22 protein-coding genes are annotated in these 18,301 nt (G+C 32.5%); 8 read left to right on the top strand and 14 right to left on the bottom strand.

Annotated elements, in window-relative coordinates:
- Positions 1-136 precede the first annotated feature (136 nt).
- From DMA14_RS17820 to DMA14_RS17850, 7 genes are all read right to left on the bottom strand, one after another.
- Complete coding sequence (locus DMA14_RS17820; RefSeq protein ID WP_111425929.1) at positions 137-1,096, bottom strand: nitrilase family protein; 960 nt, start codon at positions 1,094-1,096, stop codon at positions 137-139.
- Between the two features lie 69 nt (positions 1,097-1,165).
- Positions 1,166-1,978: a helix-turn-helix domain-containing protein gene (locus DMA14_RS17825; RefSeq protein WP_111425930.1), complete on the bottom strand. Its 813-nt coding sequence runs from the start codon at positions 1,976-1,978 to the stop codon at positions 1,166-1,168.
- A 75-nt stretch (positions 1,979-2,053) separates the two neighbouring features.
- Positions 2,054-2,818 (bottom strand): SGNH/GDSL hydrolase family protein, encoded by a 765-nt coding sequence (locus tag DMA14_RS17830; protein WP_111425931.1) that lies wholly within the window; start codon positions 2,816-2,818, stop codon positions 2,054-2,056.
- 58 nt (positions 2,819-2,876) lie between these two features.
- A complete protein-coding gene (locus DMA14_RS17835) occupies positions 2,877-3,305 on the bottom strand; it encodes a hypothetical protein (RefSeq protein WP_111426234.1) in 429 nt (142 codons plus the stop codon).
- A 67-nt stretch (positions 3,306-3,372) separates the two neighbouring features.
- Positions 3,373-4,146 carry a helix-turn-helix domain-containing protein gene (locus DMA14_RS17840; protein WP_111425932.1) on the bottom strand — a complete coding sequence of 258 codons (774 nt, stop codon included), beginning with the start codon at positions 4,144-4,146 and terminating at the stop codon, positions 3,373-3,375.
- A gap of 117 nt (positions 4,147-4,263) precedes the next feature.
- On the bottom strand, positions 4,264-5,046 hold the full coding sequence (locus DMA14_RS17845) for a DUF3050 domain-containing protein (RefSeq protein ID WP_111425933.1): 783 nt from the start codon (positions 5,044-5,046) through the stop codon (positions 4,264-4,266).
- 91 nt (positions 5,047-5,137) lie between these two features.
- Positions 5,138-6,316, bottom strand: coding sequence for an acyl-CoA dehydrogenase family protein (locus tag DMA14_RS17850; protein WP_111425934.1), 1,179 nt, complete (start codon positions 6,314-6,316; stop codon positions 5,138-5,140).
- Positions 6,317-6,482: 166 nt separating this feature from the next.
- Between DMA14_RS17850 and DMA14_RS17855 the strand changes: the two genes are divergently transcribed.
- The gene (locus DMA14_RS17855; RefSeq protein WP_111425935.1) at positions 6,483-8,264 is read left to right on the top strand and encodes an AraC family transcriptional regulator; all 1,782 of its coding nucleotides are present in this window, start codon (positions 6,483-6,485) and stop codon (positions 8,262-8,264) included.
- A 10-nt stretch (positions 8,265-8,274) separates the two neighbouring features.
- Here DMA14_RS17855 and DMA14_RS22770 read toward each other — a convergent pair whose 3' ends face one another.
- Genes DMA14_RS22770 through DMA14_RS22785 form a run of 4 tightly spaced genes read right to left on the bottom strand, consistent with a single transcriptional unit; the run spans position 8,275 to position 9,018 of the window.
- On the bottom strand, positions 8,275-8,421 hold the full coding sequence (locus DMA14_RS22770; RefSeq protein WP_157957731.1) for a hypothetical protein: 147 nt from the start codon (positions 8,419-8,421) through the stop codon (positions 8,275-8,277).
- A gap of 50 nt (positions 8,422-8,471) precedes the next feature.
- Positions 8,472-8,621 (bottom strand): hypothetical protein, encoded by a 150-nt coding sequence (locus tag DMA14_RS22775; RefSeq protein WP_157957732.1) that lies wholly within the window; start codon positions 8,619-8,621, stop codon positions 8,472-8,474.
- 50 nt (positions 8,622-8,671) lie between these two features.
- Positions 8,672-8,818, bottom strand: a complete 147-nt coding sequence (locus tag DMA14_RS22780) for a hypothetical protein (RefSeq protein ID WP_157957733.1) — start codon at positions 8,816-8,818, stop codon at positions 8,672-8,674.
- A gap of 50 nt (positions 8,819-8,868) precedes the next feature.
- Positions 8,869-9,018: a hypothetical protein gene (locus tag DMA14_RS22785; protein ID WP_157957734.1), complete on the bottom strand. Its 150-nt coding sequence runs from the start codon at positions 9,016-9,018 to the stop codon at positions 8,869-8,871.
- A 583-nt stretch (positions 9,019-9,601) separates the two neighbouring features.
- Between DMA14_RS22785 and DMA14_RS17860 the strand changes: the two genes are divergently transcribed.
- The 6 genes from DMA14_RS17860 (at position 9,602) to DMA14_RS17875 (ending at position 15,655) form a co-directional block, all read left to right on the top strand.
- Entirely contained in the window at positions 9,602-11,158 is a 1,557-nt protein-coding gene (locus tag DMA14_RS17860; RefSeq protein WP_111425936.1) for a vitamin K epoxide reductase family protein, read from the top strand.
- A 62-nt stretch (positions 11,159-11,220) separates the two neighbouring features.
- The gene (locus DMA14_RS17865; protein WP_111425937.1) at positions 11,221-11,403 is read left to right on the top strand and encodes a hypothetical protein; all 183 of its coding nucleotides are present in this window, start codon (positions 11,221-11,223) and stop codon (positions 11,401-11,403) included.
- Positions 11,404-11,469: 66 nt separating this feature from the next.
- Positions 11,470-11,604: a hypothetical protein gene (locus DMA14_RS23080; RefSeq protein ID WP_262510336.1), complete on the top strand. Its 135-nt coding sequence runs from the start codon at positions 11,470-11,472 to the stop codon at positions 11,602-11,604.
- A gap of 59 nt (positions 11,605-11,663) precedes the next feature.
- The gene (locus DMA14_RS22790) at positions 11,664-11,855 is read left to right on the top strand and encodes a hypothetical protein (RefSeq protein WP_157957735.1); all 192 of its coding nucleotides are present in this window, start codon (positions 11,664-11,666) and stop codon (positions 11,853-11,855) included.
- Positions 11,856-12,170: 315 nt separating this feature from the next.
- Complete coding sequence (locus tag DMA14_RS17870) at positions 12,171-14,363, top strand: peptidase domain-containing ABC transporter (protein WP_111425938.1); 2,193 nt, start codon at positions 12,171-12,173, stop codon at positions 14,361-14,363.
- A gap of 2 nt (positions 14,364-14,365) precedes the next feature.
- Positions 14,366-15,655, top strand: coding sequence for an HlyD family secretion protein (locus DMA14_RS17875; protein WP_111425939.1), 1,290 nt, complete (start codon positions 14,366-14,368; stop codon positions 15,653-15,655).
- Here the strand turns inward: DMA14_RS17875 and DMA14_RS17880 are convergent.
- From DMA14_RS17880 to DMA14_RS17890, 3 genes are all read right to left on the bottom strand, one after another.
- Positions 15,652-16,359 carry a tRNA1(Val) (adenine(37)-N6)-methyltransferase gene (locus tag DMA14_RS17880; RefSeq protein WP_111425940.1) on the bottom strand — a complete coding sequence of 236 codons (708 nt, stop codon included), beginning with the start codon at positions 16,357-16,359 and terminating at the stop codon, positions 15,652-15,654. The two genes, DMA14_RS17875 and DMA14_RS17880, sit on opposite strands and share 4 nt — an antisense overlap.
- A 77-nt stretch (positions 16,360-16,436) precedes the next feature.
- Positions 16,437-16,961, bottom strand: coding sequence for a ribosome maturation factor RimM (gene rimM, locus DMA14_RS17885; protein WP_008466225.1), 525 nt, complete (start codon positions 16,959-16,961; stop codon positions 16,437-16,439).
- 15 nt (positions 16,962-16,976) lie between these two features.
- Positions 16,977-17,537, bottom strand: a complete 561-nt coding sequence (locus DMA14_RS17890; RefSeq protein WP_111425941.1) for a 30S ribosomal protein S16 — start codon at positions 17,535-17,537, stop codon at positions 16,977-16,979.
- Positions 17,538-17,726: 189 nt separating this feature from the next.
- Between DMA14_RS17890 and DMA14_RS17895 the strand changes: the two genes are divergently transcribed.
- Complete coding sequence (locus DMA14_RS17895) at positions 17,727-18,221, top strand: DUF6252 family protein (protein ID WP_111425942.1); 495 nt, start codon at positions 17,727-17,729, stop codon at positions 18,219-18,221.
- The last annotated feature ends 80 nt before the right edge of the window (positions 18,222-18,301 follow it).

An 18,301-nucleotide genomic window follows, 5' to 3' on the forward strand; every position in this document is an offset into this window, starting at 1 on the left:
TCAAAGGTATTTAAAATCTTAAAGAAAAATAATATTTTGGTAAAAAACAGGCTTTTTTTGTAAGATACAGCTTTCAATATATATGCAAAAATACAGTTTTTCAGCTGATTAATTAAATAGAAAACAAACGTTTAATTTATATTTTCTTATCAGAGTCCAACCAAACCACATTTTGCTCTGATTGATGATCTTGTCCAATAATATCTCTGTACAATTCTGGTCTTCGAGCTTTTATATACCGATTTCCTCCAGCCTGAATACATTTTTCTGGCGTAAGCACAGCCGTTGTGAAAGAATCATCAAAAGTGCGGCATTCTGCCAAAATATCTCCAAAAGGATCAATAATCATCGAACAGCCGTTTTTTAATTGATCATCGTCCATACCAATTGGGTTAGAAAAGATGGCATAAACAGCATTGTCGTATGCTCTTGCCGGAAGCCATTTCATTAGCCAATCACGGCCTTTCATTCCGTCAAATTCTAATCGCAGCGAAGTTGGATCTGTTTCTCGGTTTTCCCAAAGCTGTGGTGCCACAAAACCAGCGCCAGGTCGGGTCGAAGGTGTGCACATCGTAACGTGAGGCATAAAAATAATATCGGCTCCTAGAAGTTTTGTAGCGCGTACATTCTCGATAATATTATTGTCATAACAAATTAAAATACCGCATTTCCAGCCTTCAATTTCAAAAATACAATAACGATCTCCAGGCGTTAAATACGGATTTATAAACGGATGCAATTTTCGATATTTGGCGACTAAACCATTTTTATCGACACAAACATAAGCTTTGAATAGATTATCGTTTTCGTCTTTTTCGAAAAGTCCCGCCAATATTACAATGTTATTGTTTTTGGCAATTTCTATTAATTTTAGAATGCTTTCGCCACTCGGAATCAATTCTGCCAAGTCTAGCATTTGTTCTTTTGATAAATTCCTTGCAAATGTATATCCAGTTATAGAACATTCGTGAAAAGAAATCACATCGCAGTTTTCATCAGAAGCCTTTTGAGAAAGTTTTTCGATTACAGATAAGTTATAGTTCTTATCTCCGCTTTTGTTTTCAAACTGAGCTGTGGCTATTTTTAGATTTTTCATATTGTGCACTATTAATTTTGATCAAAAATAGTGAGGGCAATATCCTAGAAATTGTATAAAACCGACATTTTAAAATGTTCTTTTAATGAGATTGTTGGTTAATTTCCCAGTATTGTAAACATATTCTGTTGGAGTAATTCCCGTATGTTTTTTAAATTCTTTAATTAAATGAGATTGGTCAGAAAAACCAGTGTCATAACAAATTGCTGTTATATTAGCATCGTTAGGTTTGTTTTTTAATAGTTTTAAAAAATGATGCAGCCTTACAACGTTTCCAAATTTCTTCGGATTTAATCCAATGCATTCTTTGAACTTTCTTTCCAAATGCCTTTCAGTATAACCTGTATATTCTACTAATTGTTTTATAGAAAATTGTCCTTTATTGTTAATGATAAAGTTTAAAGAATGATTAATTATGAATTGATTTGAAGCCGATTTTGATGCAATCAGTGATTTGAAAAAATGATTTAATAGTTCAACACGAGTTTGATTATTTTGCTCTGATAGCTTCTCTTGTAATTCAATAATCTCATGATTAAAGATATCTTCAACAGGAATGATAGCATCGTGAAATTCGTTGGCAGGAATTCCTAATAATTGATGGATTCCGTTGGGCTGAAAAACTACAATAATCAAGGTTATTTCATTTTCAGAATAAAGATCTTTAAAACCATTGAGTTGTCCATATAAAAATGAAGAAGGCAGATATTCTTTTATTTCATGTTTAGTAATACTAGAAATAAGTTTGCTTTTTAAAGAAAATACGAGACCAGTATTTCCGTCTGAAAATAAACGGAATTTTTGCATAGCAGTTTCAGTATTATCTAAAAATAGATAATGCTTGATATAGGGTAATAAATCTTTCGGAACAGAAACCTGCATGTCAAATTAATTTATAGCAACATACAAAGGTACCTTTATTTTGTTTTAAAATATTTTACTAATTGTAAAACTAATTTATTTCTGCAAAGCAGTTTTAACCTGAGGAATCATTCTCTCGACAAACATCTTATAAGCAGTTTCAGAAGGATGCAGACCGTCTGAAGCAACTAAACTCGGATTGTTAAGACCTTGTCTCGTAATGTCGGTAATTGAAATAAATGCAACATTTCTGGAGATACAGCAATTCTCTGCAAAACTGTTATACTGATTTATCTCGTTAGAAATTTTCATTCGGTTTGAATCGCTATAGTTGGCAGCAAATGGAGTATAGGTATAATCTGGAATCGAAAGAACAATCACATTTTTGTTGTTGCCTTTTGCCAATGCAATTGCCTTATTGAGCAATTGTGGAAATTCTTTTTCGTAAATCGAAAAATCTAGATGCTGATATTGATTGTTGACGCCAATTAAAAGTGTAACCAAATCATAATTGGATTCTGGATTTTGAGAATCAATTGCAGAAATTAAATTAGCAGTTGTCCATCCTGTTGTTGCAATGACTTTTAATGAAAAAGCGGTTTCGGGATAAATTGTCTGTAATTTAGCTTTGAGCTGTTCAGGATAGCGACAAGTTTCGCAGACGCTTTGTCCAATGGTATAACTATCTCCTAAAGCGAGATAATTTATGGATTTTGAAATTGGGGTTGTAGGAACTTCTTCATTTGGCGGAGTTGTTGCAGGAGGAACCGAATTGTTCTCAGAATCTGATTGCTCAGCGCTACAGCTCAATAAAAATATGCTGAGTATAACAATAACTATTTGTTTGAAATGTGGTTTCATAATTTTGGCAAATTAGGTTTGTGAACATCTTAAACAAATAGTTACGTTAAATGGCTGGTTACGGTTTTGCGGCTTCTCTGTAAATATTTCTTTCCATGACGATGTTTAATCTTGTGAACATTTCAGAGATATTAAAACCTTCTTTTTTGTACTCATCCTGGACTGCTTCTTTTGCGCTTTTCAAGACCATTTCATTTTCCCAAACCGCAATTGTGATGTAAATTAAATTGCCATTTTCGTCAATACGTTCATAAGCATTGTCATTTACAAATCCGTTTAAATGTTTTATGAAGTTTCGATTGATGCGTACTCGTTCTAAAAATTCTTGTTTTGATTTTTCGGGAACAATAAATTTATCGATAAAAATTTGCTGCATGGTTTCTGATTTTTTAGGTTTAATTTCTGAATTGATAGCTGTTGATTGAGCATTTGTTCTATAGCTGAATAAGGTCAAAAAGACAATTGAGATTAAAAGATTTGTTTTCATAATTTCTGTTTTTATTGATGTAAAATTCAGAATTGTCAAAACCAAATCATTGTAAAAAATCATTGATTTACCAAAATGAAGGAAAGTTGAAAAACTCTGTTGGAGTTTGTCCTGTAAACAATTTAAAGTCTTTATTAAAGTGAGACTGGTCAAAATAACCCGCGTCAAAAGCCAGATCGATGAGGTTTTGTTTTTTTTGTTTGTGATCAATAATTGATTTTATACGTACAACATAGCAAAATTGTTTTGGAGAAGACCCAATTGTTTTTCGGAATCTTTTCTCAAATGCATCTTGACTGATAAAGAGTGCGTCGGCAAGTTCTTTTATTTTAACAATGCCTTTTTTGGATTGTATAATGTTAATGGCGGCAGAGATTAAATCGTCGGGTTTGTAATTGTGGAGTCTTGATAAAAGAAACTGTTCTATAATCGCAATTTTTTGATTGTTGGTTTTCGCTTCCGCTAATAGTTCTTCGATAACGGCAATTTTTTGCTGCGGAATAAAGTTGTCGAGCGAAACACTTTCTTCAAATAATTCATGAAGCGGTTCTTTAAAGAAGGCTTTAGCGCCAGCTTCTTTAAATTGAACGACAAGAGTTGCCGTATCTTTTGCATAATTAATTAATCGCACTGATTTGCGAATACCTGAAATTGTAGAAACGGGCAGTTTATCGTGCTGATTTTCTTTAATGTAGTTAATGCTGCCTTTGCAGCGAAAAGCAATTGCTAGCGAAGTGCTAGGCAAAACCCTGTTTGTCAATTCGTCTTCGCTTTCGATAATTCTGTAAGTCTTAATAAAAGACTTTAACTGTTCTGTTGGAATGAAATCGATAATTTTCATTTGAAAGTGTTTTTCAACAGGTTGAATGTCAAAGGTATGAAAAACAAAATTCCAATAACTTAGTTGTTTGTTGAAACAGTTAAGTTATTGGAATTTTTTAAAGAACTTATTTTATTTTTAAACCATTTCGGTTTTCATCACGATTTCTTCTTCAATGGCATCCCAAAGAGCGATACGTTTTTCTAGAGCAAGAATCGAAACTTCTTCTACTTCTTTCCATTTTTGTGCATCGTCTTCACATAATTCTGTAATCATTGTCATAGCCATCGGACCATGTTCATCAGCATCTAGTTCGATATGTCTTTCAAAATAGTATAACAATTTTGTCAAATCGGTTTCAGGAAGATTCTTTTGAAAGTTTTTCAAAATTTCTGTAAACATACTCGGAATAAGATCTTCTCTTCCGAAAGTAAATGCTGCTGCAATTTCGTGCGGTTTTCCTTCTTCGATTACTCTAAAAGTAAAATCAAGAAAAGCTTTCACATTTGGATGAAGTGAACTTTGTTTAATTGCCACGAATATATTGTGCAGAGAAGTCACTTCTGATAAAAAGCTTAAAATTCCTGTTGTATTAGCACCACAAGCTTCCATTGCTTCAAGATACATCTCGTAGTGGCTTTGTCTTCTTCCGTCTAGTGTTAAATCGGTTTCTTCTGCCAAGACAATTTCGTTAATTAAATAACGCGTTCCAGGATTTTTTGTAGCAAACCATGGTGTTGTAGTACAAGTAAGTTTAGCTTGTAAAGCTTTTAATAATGACATGAAATCCCAAACAGCAAAAACGTGAGTTTCTAAAAAACAGTGTAGGTCGTCTATATTTTGAATCTTATTGTATAAGGAATGTTTTAAAAGTTGATCTTTTTGAGGTTGTATGCTTTTGTTTATCGTTTCGATATTCATTTGTGAAAAAATTTTGATGCAAAGATAAAAAGCTTCTCCGTCAAGAAGAAGCTTTTCGCATTGATTTTATGTATATTTTAATAATTACAGATTATTTAAATGCTGGAATTCCAGTCACATCCATTCCTGTTATCAATAAATGTATGTCGTGAGTTCCCTCATAAGTAATAACACTTTCAAGGTTCATCATGTGGCGCATAATAGAGTATTCGCCTGTAATCCCCATACCTCCGAGCATTTGTCTTGCTTCTCTGGCGATATTGATTGCCATATTAACGTTGTTGCGTTTTGCCATAGAAATCTGGGCAGTTGTTGCTCTGCCTTCATTTCTTAAAACTCCTAAACGCCAGGTTAATAATTGTGCTTTTGTGATTTCAGTGATCATTTCAGCTAGTTTTTTCTGCTGTAATTGAGTTCCTCCAATTGGTTTTCCAAACTGAATTCTTTCTTTTGAATATCTTAAAGCGGTATCATAACAATCCATTGCAGCACCAATTGCCCCCCAAGCAATTCCGTAACGAGCAGAATCTAAACAGCCAAGCGGAGCGCCAAGACCAGATTTATTTGGTAAAAGGTTTTCTTTTGGAACTTTTACATTATCAAAAATTAATTCTCCAGTTGCAGATGCACGAAGTGACCATTTATTGTGAGTTTCTGGAGTTGTAAAACCTTCCATGCCGCGTTCTACAATTAAACCATGAATTCTGCCTTCTTCGTTTTTAGCCCAAACAATTGCAATATCAGCAAAAGGAGCATTAGAAATCCACATTTTGGCACCATTTAAAAGATAGTAATCTCCCATATCTTTAAAATTGGTAATCATACTTCCAGGATCAGAACCATGATCTGGCTCAGTTAAACCAAAACAGCCTATATATTCGCCAGTAGCAAGTTTTGGCAGATATTTCATTCTCTGTTCTTCGTTTCCATATTTCCAGATTGGATACATTACTAGCGAAGATTGAACAGATGAGGTAGATCTTACACCAGAATCGCCTCTTTCGATTTCTTGCATAATTAAACCATAAGAAATTTGGTCTAATCCCGCACCACCGTATTCTACAGGAATATAAGGTCCGAAACCACCGATTTCTCCAAGACCTTTAATAATTTGTTTAGGAAATTCTGCCTTTTGAGCATATTCTTCTATAATAGGAGAAACTTCTTTTTTTACCCAAGCACGAGCAGATTCGCGAACCAATTTATGTTCGTCTGATAGTAAATCGTCTAGGTTAAAATAATCTGGAGATTGAAATAGGTCTGGTTTCATGTTTTCTAATTTTTAGCAAAGCAAATTTACATAATAAAAATATAACAAATACAGGTTAAATTGTTATATTTTTTTACTGTAAAAATAAAATTAATAGGAATTTGGCAAATTAATTGTAGTTTTTTGATAATTTATAGACTATTTTTGAATACCAAAAATAAACTTAATGAGGCTAATCATCTCTTTTTTCTTTTTACTAATAATATTTTCTAGTGGGACTGCTCAAAACAGAGAGGAATTCACGGAGCAAAAGTACTTAGAATTACAGGATAAAATCCGTTTTAGCATGAATGGTAATTTTGACCAGGGGCTTGAATATGCAGCTGAATTAAAGAAATCTAACAATGATGAACATATAGCTTTTGCTTACGGGGCGGGATCTTATCTTTATCAATTAAAAAATGATAGAGCTAAATGCGATGAATGGTTTGCCAAGGCATTAGCTCATTATAACAAACTTCCAGAATCTGTTCAAAAAACAAATCTTAGAGCTTACCTATATAATTATAGAGGATTAACAGAATGGAAAAGACGAAATTTTAGTAATGCTCTCAGTAATTATCAGGAGGGAATTAAACTTTCTATTAAAACTAAAGATGTTATTCAAACCGTAAAGTTTAAAAGTAATATTGCTTTAGTTAATGAAGCTGTGGGCAATTACGAACTTGCTGTTAAAAACCTTAGACAGAACAGTGATTTTTTGGATAAGAATGAAAGTCTTTATGAAAAAGATCAATTCCAAAACAGTAAAAGTAATATTTATACCAATTTAGGAAACGTCTATGAAGGTTATTACATGAAGAACCGAAATAAGTCAGTTTTGCTAGATTCGGCTGAATACTATTATAAAAGGGCGATAACCTATTCGCAAAACTATATAGATAATAAAATGACAGCTACTTTAAGTCTGGGAAATATCTATTTGTTAAAAAAAGATTTTAAAAATGCAGAGAAAGCTTACTTTGATATTTCGATGTATGCGAAGCAAAATAATGATGAAAGTTATTATAAGACTGCAAATTATAATTTAGGAGACCTCTATTATTCTCAAAAAAAATACGATAAAGCTTTAATTTTCTTGAAAAAAGTCGATTCTCTTTACCTAAAGGAAAAGAAAATAGATATGAGTTATTTTCAGTCCAATTATATTCAAGCCAAAATTTATAATATTCAAAACGAACCTGAATTAGCTTTTAAGCATTCTAAAATTTATTTAGATTCTTATGAAAAATATGAAGGACAATTGCGAGAAGAAGCTTTAGAAGTTAATTATAAATTAGGAACTGCGAATCTGAGCGATGAGATGTTGAGCATTCAGGAGAAGTATAAATATGAGGTTTTATGGAATAAAGCCCTAAAAGTCTTCTATGTTATTTTGGTTGTCGGGATTGTATTTTTCCTAATTAAAAATATTAGAGATAAAAATAAAGCTCAGAAAAAAATGAATTCTTTAATTGAAGAATTTAAAGCTAATCTTGAGAAAAAGGAAATTGAAAAAGCAGAAATCGAAAAGGCAGCATTAGAAAAAACTATAGTTGTGGAAGAGCTTCCAGAACTAGAAGATGGTCAGCTTAAAAAGGAAAATGCAAATCTTAGTATTGATGAGGCAAAAGAAAATAAAATTGTGGAAAAATTATTGGCCTTAGAAGAAAAACTGGAATACTTAAATGCTGATTTTACGCTTTCGTATGTTGCTAAAAAAATAAAAACCAATACGACTTATTTATCTTATGTGGTCAATAAACGATTCGGAAAATCTTTTGGAGAATATTCAAATGAATTAAAGATTAATTATGTTATTAATCAGATGATTACAAATCATTTGTACCGCAAATATTCGACTCAGGCAATTGCAGAAAGTGTTGGTTTTAAAAATGCAGTATCATTTGCAAAATCGTTTCGCAAAAGAACTGGAGTATCTCCAGCTCAATTTGCGAACAATATTTAAAGCTGAATTATTAACCATTTCCTCCGCCATTAGTTTTTATTGGATAGCTTATAACGGGCGGATCAATAGTTTCCTCACCTCCTCGAATAATTCTTTGAGTTTTAGGGTCTATTTTTTCTAGTTCAAAATCTTTGAATGTCAATATTTTAGTTTTCATGATTTAAATTTTTTTAGTTGTTTTTTACATTGTGTATCTGCAAATGAGAATCAGCCGTTTCCTGCGCCATTGGTTTTAATAGGATAGCTTACAACAGGCGGATCAACAGTTTCATTTTCCCCTCCGCGAATAATTCTTTGAGTTTTTGTGTCTATTTTTTCTAGTTCGAAATCTTTGAATGTCAATATTTTAGTTTTCATGATTTAAATTTTTTTAGTTGTTTTTTACCTTGTGTATTTGCAAATGAGAATCAGCCGTTTCCTCCGCCATTAGTTTTTATGGGATAGCTTATAATGGGCGGATCAATAGTTTCCTCACCTCCTCGAATAACTCTTTGAGTTTTTATGTCTATTTTTTCTAATTCGAAATCTTTGAATGTTAATGTTTTAGTTTTCATGTATTCTTTTTGGGATTGATTTATTTGTATTTTACTGTTTAAGATGTTAGTTAACCGTTTCCTCCACCATTAGTTTTCAAAGGATCGCTTGGTGTAGCCGGATCAGTGGCGTCATTACCTCCTCCTTTAATAAGTCTTTGTGTTTTTGTATCAATTTTTTCTATTTCGAAATCTGTTAATGTGAATATTTTATTTTTCATGTTTTTGAATTTTTAGTTTATATTTTTAAAGTGTTAAGTGTTGTATACTTTTTTTAAAGTATTATCAAACGCACCAAAAAATGAGCGTTAAATGGAACTGTGCTAATAGTTTTTTTGAGTTGTTATTGATCAAAAGCAGTGAAAAAAACGAATTTATTTGTGAGGGATACTGACCAAATTATGGTTTGCTTTTTGCTTTTAGAGGAAGTTTTTTTGCTTCTGATTTGAGGTTTTTTTTTGACGATTTGAAGTCATTTTTTTGACCTCTTTTTATGATTTTCTTTCTTCAAAATCATGTCATTTTCTTGTCCTTATTTTCATGTTTTCCAATGTTTAGATTATTACCTATCCAAAACTAGATAAAAAGCAAAACCGTTAATCGAAAATGGGCTTTTTGAGCTTTTTGTTGAAAGAATAAACATGTAATCTTAAGTGTGTCAGGGTATTGCGAAGTTTACTATACTTGGTATAATTTATAAATTGTATGTGGTATAATTAATAAAATGTATGTGTTTATGTGATTTTTATCAATAAAAACCCCAATCTTTGCAGTGTAATTATGATTTTAAAACATTAAAAAACGATGTTAAAACTGGTCCAAAAATTTCTGCAAATCAATCGATACTCAGATATCAAAAATGAGTTTAAGGACCTGTTTTTGTCTCATCCAAATTATCCGAGTTTGTTTGCCATTACAGACTCGTTTGATTTGCTTTCTGTAGAGAATGCAGCTGTAAGAGTTTCGAAAGAACAGATTGAAGAGTTGCCTTCAAATTTTTTGGCGTATTTTAAAGATGAATTGACGCTAGTTGAAAAGATTAAAAGCGGTGTTAGAATTACAACTACAAAAAAAGGAGTACAAAAGTTATCCTATGATAAATTTCTCTTAGATTGGAATGGAGTAATTGTTGCCATTGAGCCAAACAATGTCGTAGCAAGAGATAATTTAAAAATAGAATACAACTGGCTAAAATATTTTCTGCCTCTTGTGCTTGTAGGGGGATTGTCTTTCTACTATAATCGTTTTGATTGGTTTAGCGCTTCGTATTTGGTAACATCAGTTTTGGGGCTAATTGTAAGCATATTTATTGTTCAGGAAAGATGGGGAGTTAAAAATACTGTAATTTCAAAATTCTGTAATTTGAGTTCTAATTCTTCTTGTCATTCTGTAATAAGCTTCAATGATGATATTGCAAATAGATGGCTGAGTTTCTCAGATTTGCCATTGCTCTTCTTTAGTTCAAGTATTGTAGCAATATTGGTTAATCCTTTAAGTTCAGCAGTTTTTGTTGGATTCTTAAGTCTTTTGGCAATTCCAATAATAGTTTGTTCGATCTGGATTCAAAAGTTTGAGATTCAAAAATGGTGCATAATGTGTCTTGCAATATCATTTTTAATATTGGCACAAAGCATTGTTTGGTTTTCGTCTGATTTTTTCACATTGAGTTTCAGTTTTAATGAAATCTTTCCTTATGTATTCTCTTTATTGCTTTTAATACCAATTTGGGCAGCAGTTAAAGTAATGATAAGAAAAATGCTTGATAACGAAAACTCTCTAAAAGAGCTTAAGAAATTTAAAAGAAATTACTCTTTATTAAACTTCTTGTCTAAAAAAGTAAAATATACAAAAGGATTTGAAGATTTAAGAGGATTGACATTTGGCAACAAAAATGCTGGAGTTAGACTTTCTGTAATTCTTAGTCCTAGCTGTGGGCATTGCTATAGAACTTTTCAAGAAGCTTTTGATTTAGTATTGAAGTTTCCAGACAAAATATATTTGAATGTTCTTTTTAATATTAATCCTGAAAACAATGACAATCCTTACAAGGCAGTTGTAGAAAGACTTTTAACTATTAACAGGACGTCACCTGGAAAAACAGTTGAAGCAATTTCTGATTGGTATATTAAGAGAATGACTCACAAAAAATGGCTTAAAAAATGGAATGTTGAATCTGTAAGCATGATGATAAATCAGGAAATTCAGAAACAATATGATTGGTGCTCTATGAACAATTTTAATTACACACCTATTAAAATTGTAAACGAAAGGCTATTTCCAAATGAATACGAATTGAACGAGTTAAAATATTTCTTGAATGATTATGTAGAGGAAGTTCAAGTTCTTGAAAAGATAGCTTAGAAATGCAGAAGCTTCGACTGCTAAAATAGAAGAAAATAACCCCGATTAAAAAACCTGCAGTTATGTTAAAGAATATTTTGAAATTGAAAGGTGCAGTAGAATTGACTGCTAATGAACTGAAAACAATAAATGGAGATCATGCTCCAATTTGTGAAGATGGATTTAAGGCCAAAAGATGTACAGAATTTGGAACCGTGCCAACATACTGGAACTGTATACCAAATAGCTATTTCGGAGGCTGTTAGAGAAAAATAAGTATCAAAAGTTATTACAGATTTGAGGCTTAAACCAAAAAACGTAAATAGCCAGTTATGTTAGAAAAGATTTTAAAAAGCAAAGAAACAAGAAAGCTGACAAAAAAAGAGCAGAAAAATATTTTGGGAAACGAGTATTTACAAGAACTTAATTGTCATGATACTGCTGTTGAGAAATACTCTGCTTGCTAATTTTTAATATTAATTAACAATAGATAAAATACTGTTGTTATATAAAAAAGGTATTGATTATGTTAAAGAAGATCTTAAACCTAGAAGGTGCTCAATGCATTAATAAAAATGAGCAAAAAAACATAAAAGGAGGAATTCCAGAATGTTGGGTTTATGCTTTAGAGGCAGGATGCTTTTTAATACCGCCAGGCGAAACTTGTCCGCTAAATACATCATCGGGTATTTGTGATACAAGTCGTCTTTGTTGTTGATTTTTAACTTTTTTAAAAGTAATACGATATAGCCTTATTTAGAATTTAGTCATGTTTTTTTTGAATGTATAGGCGCTCGATCGTGGAACATTGAGCATTTTCTCAGTATTGATGATTGGTACTGAGATTCTTAGGAGTTGGCCGATAGGTTGTTTTTATTTGGTTAGGGTAACCGCGGCCATGTCCTAAAGAAATTGTGTTGCTAAAAATTTGTTTTTAAATACTGAAACAGAGAAGATTTAGGTCTTCTCTGTTTTTTTTATGGATTAACAAGAATTTTTTTTCTTAATTTGGCCTTTAATAAATCAAAAACAATTGAAACGATTCATTCACTATAGACAAGCTGATCAAAAAGATTGTGGCCCGACATGTTTAAAAATTATTGCTAAATATTACGGTAAAACAATCAATATTCAGGAGTTGAGAGATTTTAGCGAAACAACTCGTGAAGGAAGTAATTTGCTTTTTTTGAGTGGTGCAGCCGAGAAAATTGGATTTAGGACCTTAGGCGTAAAATTGTCTGTAAAAAGAATTGAAGAAGCTCCATTACCTTGTATCCTGCACTGGAATGATAATCATTATGTAGTTCTTTATAAAATTAAAAAAGGAAGATATTACATCTCAGATCCCGCTTTTGGTCTTTTGGACTACAATAAAGAAGAATTTGTGAAGTTTTGGATTGGTAATAATGCCGACGATAAAACGAAAGAAGGAATTGCATTGCTGATCGAAGCAACACCTAAATTTTTTCAATCTGATTTTGACAAAGAAGAAAATTCAGGATTAGGATTCAGATTCCTTTTCAAGTATTTATTTCAATACAAATCGTTCCTTATCCAGCTTGCAATAGGGCTTTTAGCAAGCAGTTTGCTTAACCTGATTTTTCCATTTTTAACCCAGAGCATTGTCGATGTAGGTATTCAGAATCAAAATATCCATTTTATTTATCTGATTCTCTTTGCGATGCTTTTTGTTTTCGCTGGGAGAACAGGTTTAGAACTTATTAGAAGCTGGATTTTATTGCATTTGTCAACGAGAATCAATATTTCTCTTATTTCCGATTTCTTTATCAAATTAATGAGTCTGCCAATTTCCTTTTTTGATGTGAGAATGACAGGTGATATTATGCAGCGGATAAATGATCATCGCCGTATCGAAAAAATACTTACTACATCATCGCTTAATGTGTTCTTTTCTGTAATTAATATGTTTGTGATGGGAGCTGTTTTAGCCTATTTCAATTTGAAAATATTTCTTGTTTTCTTTGGAGGAAGCCTTCTTTACTTTGGCTGGATCGTACTGTTTTTGAAAAAAAGAAAGGCATTAGATTATAAACGGTTTGCGGAGGTTTCAAAAGAACAGAGTAAAGTAATGGAGCTGATAAACGGAATGCAGGAAATTAAGCTTCACAATGCCGAAAAACAAAAGCGATGGGGTTGGGAGTATGTTCAGGCAAGACTTTTCAGAGTTTCGATAAAAGGACTGATTTTAGAACAGACACAAACAATTGGCTCTTCGATTATTAATGAGTTAAAGAATATATTTATCATTTTCTTGTCGGCTAAATTGGTCATAGATGGTTCTATCACACTGGGGACAATGCTTGCAATAAGTGCTATAGTTGGAAGTTTAAACGGCCCGATTACTCAGTTGATTGAGTTTGTACGAGAATTACAAGATGCTACGATTTCACTTGCCAGATTGTCCGAAATTCATCAGAAAGAAGACGAATTACAGCAGGAAATTAATCAAACAAGCGATGTGCCGCAAGATGTAGATATCGAAATTAAAAATCTTACGTTTCGTTATTTAGGAGCAGATGTTCCTGTTTTAGATAATTTGAGCCTGTTAATTCCCTCCAATAAAGTAACAGCGATAGTAGGGGTCAGCGGAAGCGGTAAAACAACCTTAATGAAATTGCTTTTGAAGTTCTACGAACCTGAAAAAGGAGAAGTCCTAATTGGCAATACACAGCTTAAAAACATATCACAAAATGCCTGGAGATCTAATATTGGTGCCGTAATGCAAGAAGGTTTTATTTTTAGTGATACAATTGCTAATAATATTGCTTTTGGAGTAGATCATATTGATAAAGAAAGATTGTTGTATGCGGCGGATGTTGCCAATATTAAAAGCTACATTAGCGAGCTTCCTTTAGGTTTCAATACCAAAATAGGGGCAGAAGGATTAGGTATGAGTACTGGTCAGAAACAGCGGTTATTAATTGCACGGGCAGTTTACAAAAATCCTGAAATTTTATTTTTTGATGAAGCAACTTCAGCTCTTGATGCAAATAATGAAAAGGAGATTATGAAAAAGCTCGATCTCTTTTTTAAAGAGAAAACAGTGGTGGTAATAGCGCATCGATTGAGTACGGTTATGAATGCAGATCAGATTGTAGTTTTAGAGAAAGGAAAAATTATCGAAATAGGAAGCCATTCGGCATTAGTAGAACAAAAAGGAAATTATTTTGAACTGGTTAGAAATCAGCTGCAATTAGGAAATTGAGTATGAACGAAGATACATTTGAATTAAGAAGCGAAGAGGTTCAGGATATCCTAACCAAAGTACCGCATTGGATGATACGATGGGGAACCGTTTTGATATTTGCCATAATAATCATGCTGTTTTTTGTTTCTTGGTTTGTCAAATATCCAGATGTTGTAAAAACGGAAATTGTAATTACAACTAATATTCCTCCAGAGAAAATAGTGTCAAAGTCTTCTGGGCGCATTGAAGCTATTTTAGTTAAAAACAAAATGGTGGTTGCTAAAAATAGTATACTTGCTATAATTGAAAATACAGCCAATTATAAAGATGTTTTTTTGCTGAAAAAGATAGTTGATAGCTATGATATAAATAGTTCAAAAAAAGAGTTTCCTTTTGAATTATTACAAAATAAGCAGTTAGGAGAAATAGAAAGTGCGTTTGCAGTATTTCAGAAGGATTATCAGGCACAGGAATTAAATAAAGATCTGCATCCTTTTCAAGTGGAAAGTAGAGCGCAGCAGTCCGAAAAAATCCAAATAACCGAAAGAATAGAAATCCTGCAGCAGCAGAAAACAATTAATGAGCGCGAACTTGAGCTTCAGAGAAATGAAGTGGCGCGTTTTGAAACTTTATTCAATAAAGGAATTATTTCTGCCCAAGAAATGGAGGCCAAAAAACTGAGTTTTCTTCAGGCTCAAAAGAATTATAGAGGCTTGCTGTCGTCAATTTCTCAATTAAGGTCTTCTTTGATTGATAATACAAAATCAAGTCAGAATTCGCAGATAAATAGCACTAGGGAAGAAGTTAATCTCGGACGCAATGTTTCACAATCTTTTTATCAGCTGAAAAAAGTAATAAGAGACTGGGAATTAGCCTATGCGCTAAAATCTTCCATTAGTGGTAAAGTGACTTTTCTGCAAGTTTGGAATGAAAATCAAACTATAAACGTTGGGGACAATGTGTTTTCTATAATTCCGGACGCTAAAAACAGTTTTATAGGAAAAGTGAAAGCGCCGGCTTTAAATTCAGGAAAAATCAAAGTAGGGCAACGTGTTAATATCCGTTTAGCCAATTATCCCGACAGAGAATTTGGTGTTTTGAAAGGCGAAATCAAAAATATTTCATTGGTTCCTGATAAGGATGGAAATCTTCTTATAGATGTTGCTCTTCCAAATGGACTAAAAACATCATACGATAAAAAGATTACCTTTCAGCAAGAAATGAAAGGGAATGCAGAGATTGTAACCGAAGATCTGCGTTTAATCGAACGAATCCTGTATCAGTTTAAGAATATTTTTGAACAGGTTTAAAATTTCAAATAAAAATCTTTAGTCAGTTCAATATACTCGGGAGTATAAACATGGCGCTCGATTTCGATCACTAATTCATCGATTTCAATTTTAGAAACTTCATTTCGGCTAAAGGCCAGTAAACTACGTTTGATTTCAGATTTTGGAGTTCCTTTTACTCTAGTAATTTTTATCGGATATAATTCTGCTTCTTTTGCTAAAGCAATAAATTTTTCTTCTTCTTTGAAAGGAATTATTAAGGCAAATATTCCATTTTCTGAAAGTAATAAATCTGCAGCTTCAACCAATTCTTCAAAAGGCATTGCGTCTTGAAAACGAGCTAAATCACGTTGTTCATTTTCTGTTTTATAATCTTCAGCATAAAAAGGCGGATTTGAAACGATTAAATCATATTCATCTTCTGGTTCGTCAATAAATTCATCTAAACCAGCATGAAAACAAAATAATCTATCGCCCCACGGAGAAGCTTCAAAATTTTCTACAGCCTGTTCGTAAGCGTTTTCGTCAATTTCAAGAGCGTCAATTTGTTCTGCATGAGTTCGTTGAGCGAGCATTAAAGCAATAATTCCAGTTCCAGCACCAACATCTAAAACACTAAACGGATTATGGTAAATAGGAGCCCAAGCACCAAGTAAAACACCATCTGTGCCTACTTTCATAGCGGTTTTGTCTTGTTTAACAGAAAATTGCTTAAACTGAAACATAGTAAATTCTAATTTATTATTAAGATTTTGAATTCAGATAAGAAACTGAACACTTAAAACTGAGACTGAACACTAAATTACAAGTACATCTCAATAAGACCTTCAGGAAGATCCATGATTACTTTTTTGTTCTCACGATCGATTTTTACAAGAAATTGATCGATCATTGGAACTAAGATTTCAACTTCACCATTTAAAACTTCAAAAAGAGGTTGTGCAGTTGAATCATTAATAGAAGTTATTTTTCCGAAAACGCCTAAACGTTTGTCTTCAATTTCGAAACCAATAACTTCGTGGAAGTAGAATTTGTTGCCAGTAAGTTTTGGCAACATGGTTAAAGGAAGATAAATAGGGCTACCTACTAAGGCATCTGCATCTTCTTCGGTATTTACATCTTCAAAACGAACTCTTAAAAAGTCGTTTTTGTGTAATGAACTTGTTTCAATAAAAAAAGGAACCAAGTGTTTGTTGCTTTCAACAAACACTGATTCCAGATTTTCGTATAACTCAGGTTCATCCGTGTCTAAATAGACTAAGACTTCACCCTTGAAACTAAATTTTTTAGCGATTTTACCTAAATAAAAACAATCTTCTTTACGCATTATCGCTAAGTAAAATTATGCTTCAGTTGTTTCGTTATTCTCTTCAGCAGCAGGAGCTTCTTCAGTAACTTCAGCAACTTCTTCAGTAGCCTCAGCAGCTTGTGCAGCGGCAACAGCTTCAGCTTGTGCAGCAGCAGCGTCAGCTATACGCTTAGCGTTAACTTCTTTCTCTGCTTTTAATGCTGTAGCTTTAGCATCAGCTTTTGCTTTAGATAAACCATCTTTTTTAGCATCAACTTTACCAGCTTTTGCTTCTAACCAAGCAGTTAATTTAGCGTCTGCTTGCTCTTGTGTTAAAGCACCTTTACGAACTCCTCCATCAAGGTGGTGTTTCAATAAAGCACCTTTGTAAGAAAGGATAGCTCTAGCAGTATCAGTTGGTTGAGCACCATTGTGTAACCATTTAACTGCGCTGTCAAGGTTTAACTCAACAGTTGCTGGGTTAGTGTTTGGATTGTAAGTACCGATTTTCTCTAAGTATCTACCATCTCTTTTTGAACGTGCATCTGCAGCTACTACCCAGTAAAAAGGTTTTCCTTTTTTACCGTGTCTTTGTAATCTAATTTTTACTGACATAATCTAGTGATTAAATTTTGAGGTACTCGACCTCTGTTAATTAAGGGCGCAAAGATATAATTTTTTTATGAAAAACACGTTTTAAAAGAGATTAAATATATTTGAGCTGTTTTTTTAGCATTTTTTTGACTTTTTAATTTAAGTATTTAGCTCTTAATGCGATACTTTTGCATCAAATTCATTTTAAATATGAAAAAATACTTTTACTTTTTATCACTTTTACTACTGCTTGTATCTTGTACAGAGGATATAAAATTTAATAATCCAGCTTTTCAGTCCTTAAAAGATAATACTTTTTGGAGAGCACAAGTTTATGAAGCTGGAATCGAAACGAATAATTTTTTTAGTATTGAAGGGTCTTTAGGTTTAGAGCAAGTACGATTTCAACTTCCTGAGCCAGCTGAGAAGACATATATCTTAGGTATAAATGATGATGTAAAAGCCATTTATAAAAATACTTATAAAGGACAAGAAGCAGAATTTAGTACTGGAACTGGCAAAGGAACTGGAGAAATTGTCGTTACAGAATATAATACTGTCGATAATACTATTTCGGGGACATTTAAATTTACAGCAGTTAATACTGATCCTAATGCCGAAAAACAAACCATGCATTTTTCGGAAGGAGTTTTCTATAAAATCCCAGTGACATCAGGAGGAAACTTTGTTCCTGTTAACAATTAAGTTAACTGTTTAGATTACTTCAAATCAGAATAAAAACTTAAATAAATTGATAATATAGTGGATTAGATTTAAATAAGACT

The sequence above is a fragment of the Flavobacterium sharifuzzamanii genome, assembly GCF_003254585.1.
GTDB lineage: Bacteria > Bacteroidota > Bacteroidia > Flavobacteriales > Flavobacteriaceae > Flavobacterium > Flavobacterium sharifuzzamanii.

Coding starts and splice junctions, on each gene's coding strand:
- DMA14_RS17820 (WP_111425929.1), bottom strand. CDS start 1,096: ATGAAAAATCTAAAAATAGCCACAGCTCAGTTTGAAAACAAAAGCGGA.
- DMA14_RS17825 (WP_111425930.1), bottom strand. CDS start 1,978: ATGCAGGTTTCTGTTCCGAAAGATTTATTACCCTATATCAAGCATTAT.
- DMA14_RS17830 (WP_111425931.1), bottom strand. CDS start 2,818: ATGAAACCACATTTCAAACAAATAGTTATTGTTATACTCAGCATATTT.
- DMA14_RS17835 (WP_111426234.1), bottom strand. CDS start 3,305: ATGAAAACAAATCTTTTAATCTCAATTGTCTTTTTGACCTTATTCAGC.
- DMA14_RS17840 (WP_111425932.1), bottom strand. CDS start 4,146: ATGAAAATTATCGATTTCATTCCAACAGAACAGTTAAAGTCTTTTATT.
- DMA14_RS17845 (WP_111425933.1), bottom strand. CDS start 5,046: ATGAATATCGAAACGATAAACAAAAGCATACAACCTCAAAAAGATCAA.
- DMA14_RS17850 (WP_111425934.1), bottom strand. CDS start 6,316: ATGAAACCAGACCTATTTCAATCTCCAGATTATTTTAACCTAGACGAT.
- DMA14_RS17855 (WP_111425935.1), top strand. CDS start 6,483: ATGAGGCTAATCATCTCTTTTTTCTTTTTACTAATAATATTTTCTAGT.
- DMA14_RS22770 (WP_157957731.1), bottom strand. CDS start 8,421: ATGAAAACTAAAATATTGACATTCAAAGATTTTGAACTAGAAAAAATA.
- DMA14_RS22775 (WP_157957732.1), bottom strand. CDS start 8,621: ATGAAAACTAAAATATTGACATTCAAAGATTTCGAACTAGAAAAAATA.
- DMA14_RS22780 (WP_157957733.1), bottom strand. CDS start 8,818: ATGAAAACTAAAACATTAACATTCAAAGATTTCGAATTAGAAAAAATA.
- DMA14_RS22785 (WP_157957734.1), bottom strand. CDS start 9,018: ATGAAAAATAAAATATTCACATTAACAGATTTCGAAATAGAAAAAATT.
- DMA14_RS17860 (WP_111425936.1), top strand. CDS start 9,602: ATGTTAAAACTGGTCCAAAAATTTCTGCAAATCAATCGATACTCAGAT.
- DMA14_RS17865 (WP_111425937.1), top strand. CDS start 11,221: ATGTTAAAGAATATTTTGAAATTGAAAGGTGCAGTAGAATTGACTGCT.
- DMA14_RS23080 (WP_262510336.1), top strand. CDS start 11,470: ATGTTAGAAAAGATTTTAAAAAGCAAAGAAACAAGAAAGCTGACAAAA.
- DMA14_RS22790 (WP_157957735.1), top strand. CDS start 11,664: ATGTTAAAGAAGATCTTAAACCTAGAAGGTGCTCAATGCATTAATAAA.
- DMA14_RS17875 (WP_111425939.1), top strand. CDS start 14,366: ATGAACGAAGATACATTTGAATTAAGAAGCGAAGAGGTTCAGGATATC.
- DMA14_RS17880 (WP_111425940.1), bottom strand. CDS start 16,359: ATGTTTCAGTTTAAGCAATTTTCTGTTAAACAAGACAAAACCGCTATG.
- rimM (WP_008466225.1), bottom strand. CDS start 16,961: ATGCGTAAAGAAGATTGTTTTTATTTAGGTAAAATCGCTAAAAAATTT.
- DMA14_RS17890 (WP_111425941.1), bottom strand. CDS start 17,537: ATGTCAGTAAAAATTAGATTACAAAGACACGGTAAAAAAGGAAAACCT.
- DMA14_RS17895 (WP_111425942.1), top strand. CDS start 17,727: ATGAAAAAATACTTTTACTTTTTATCACTTTTACTACTGCTTGTATCT.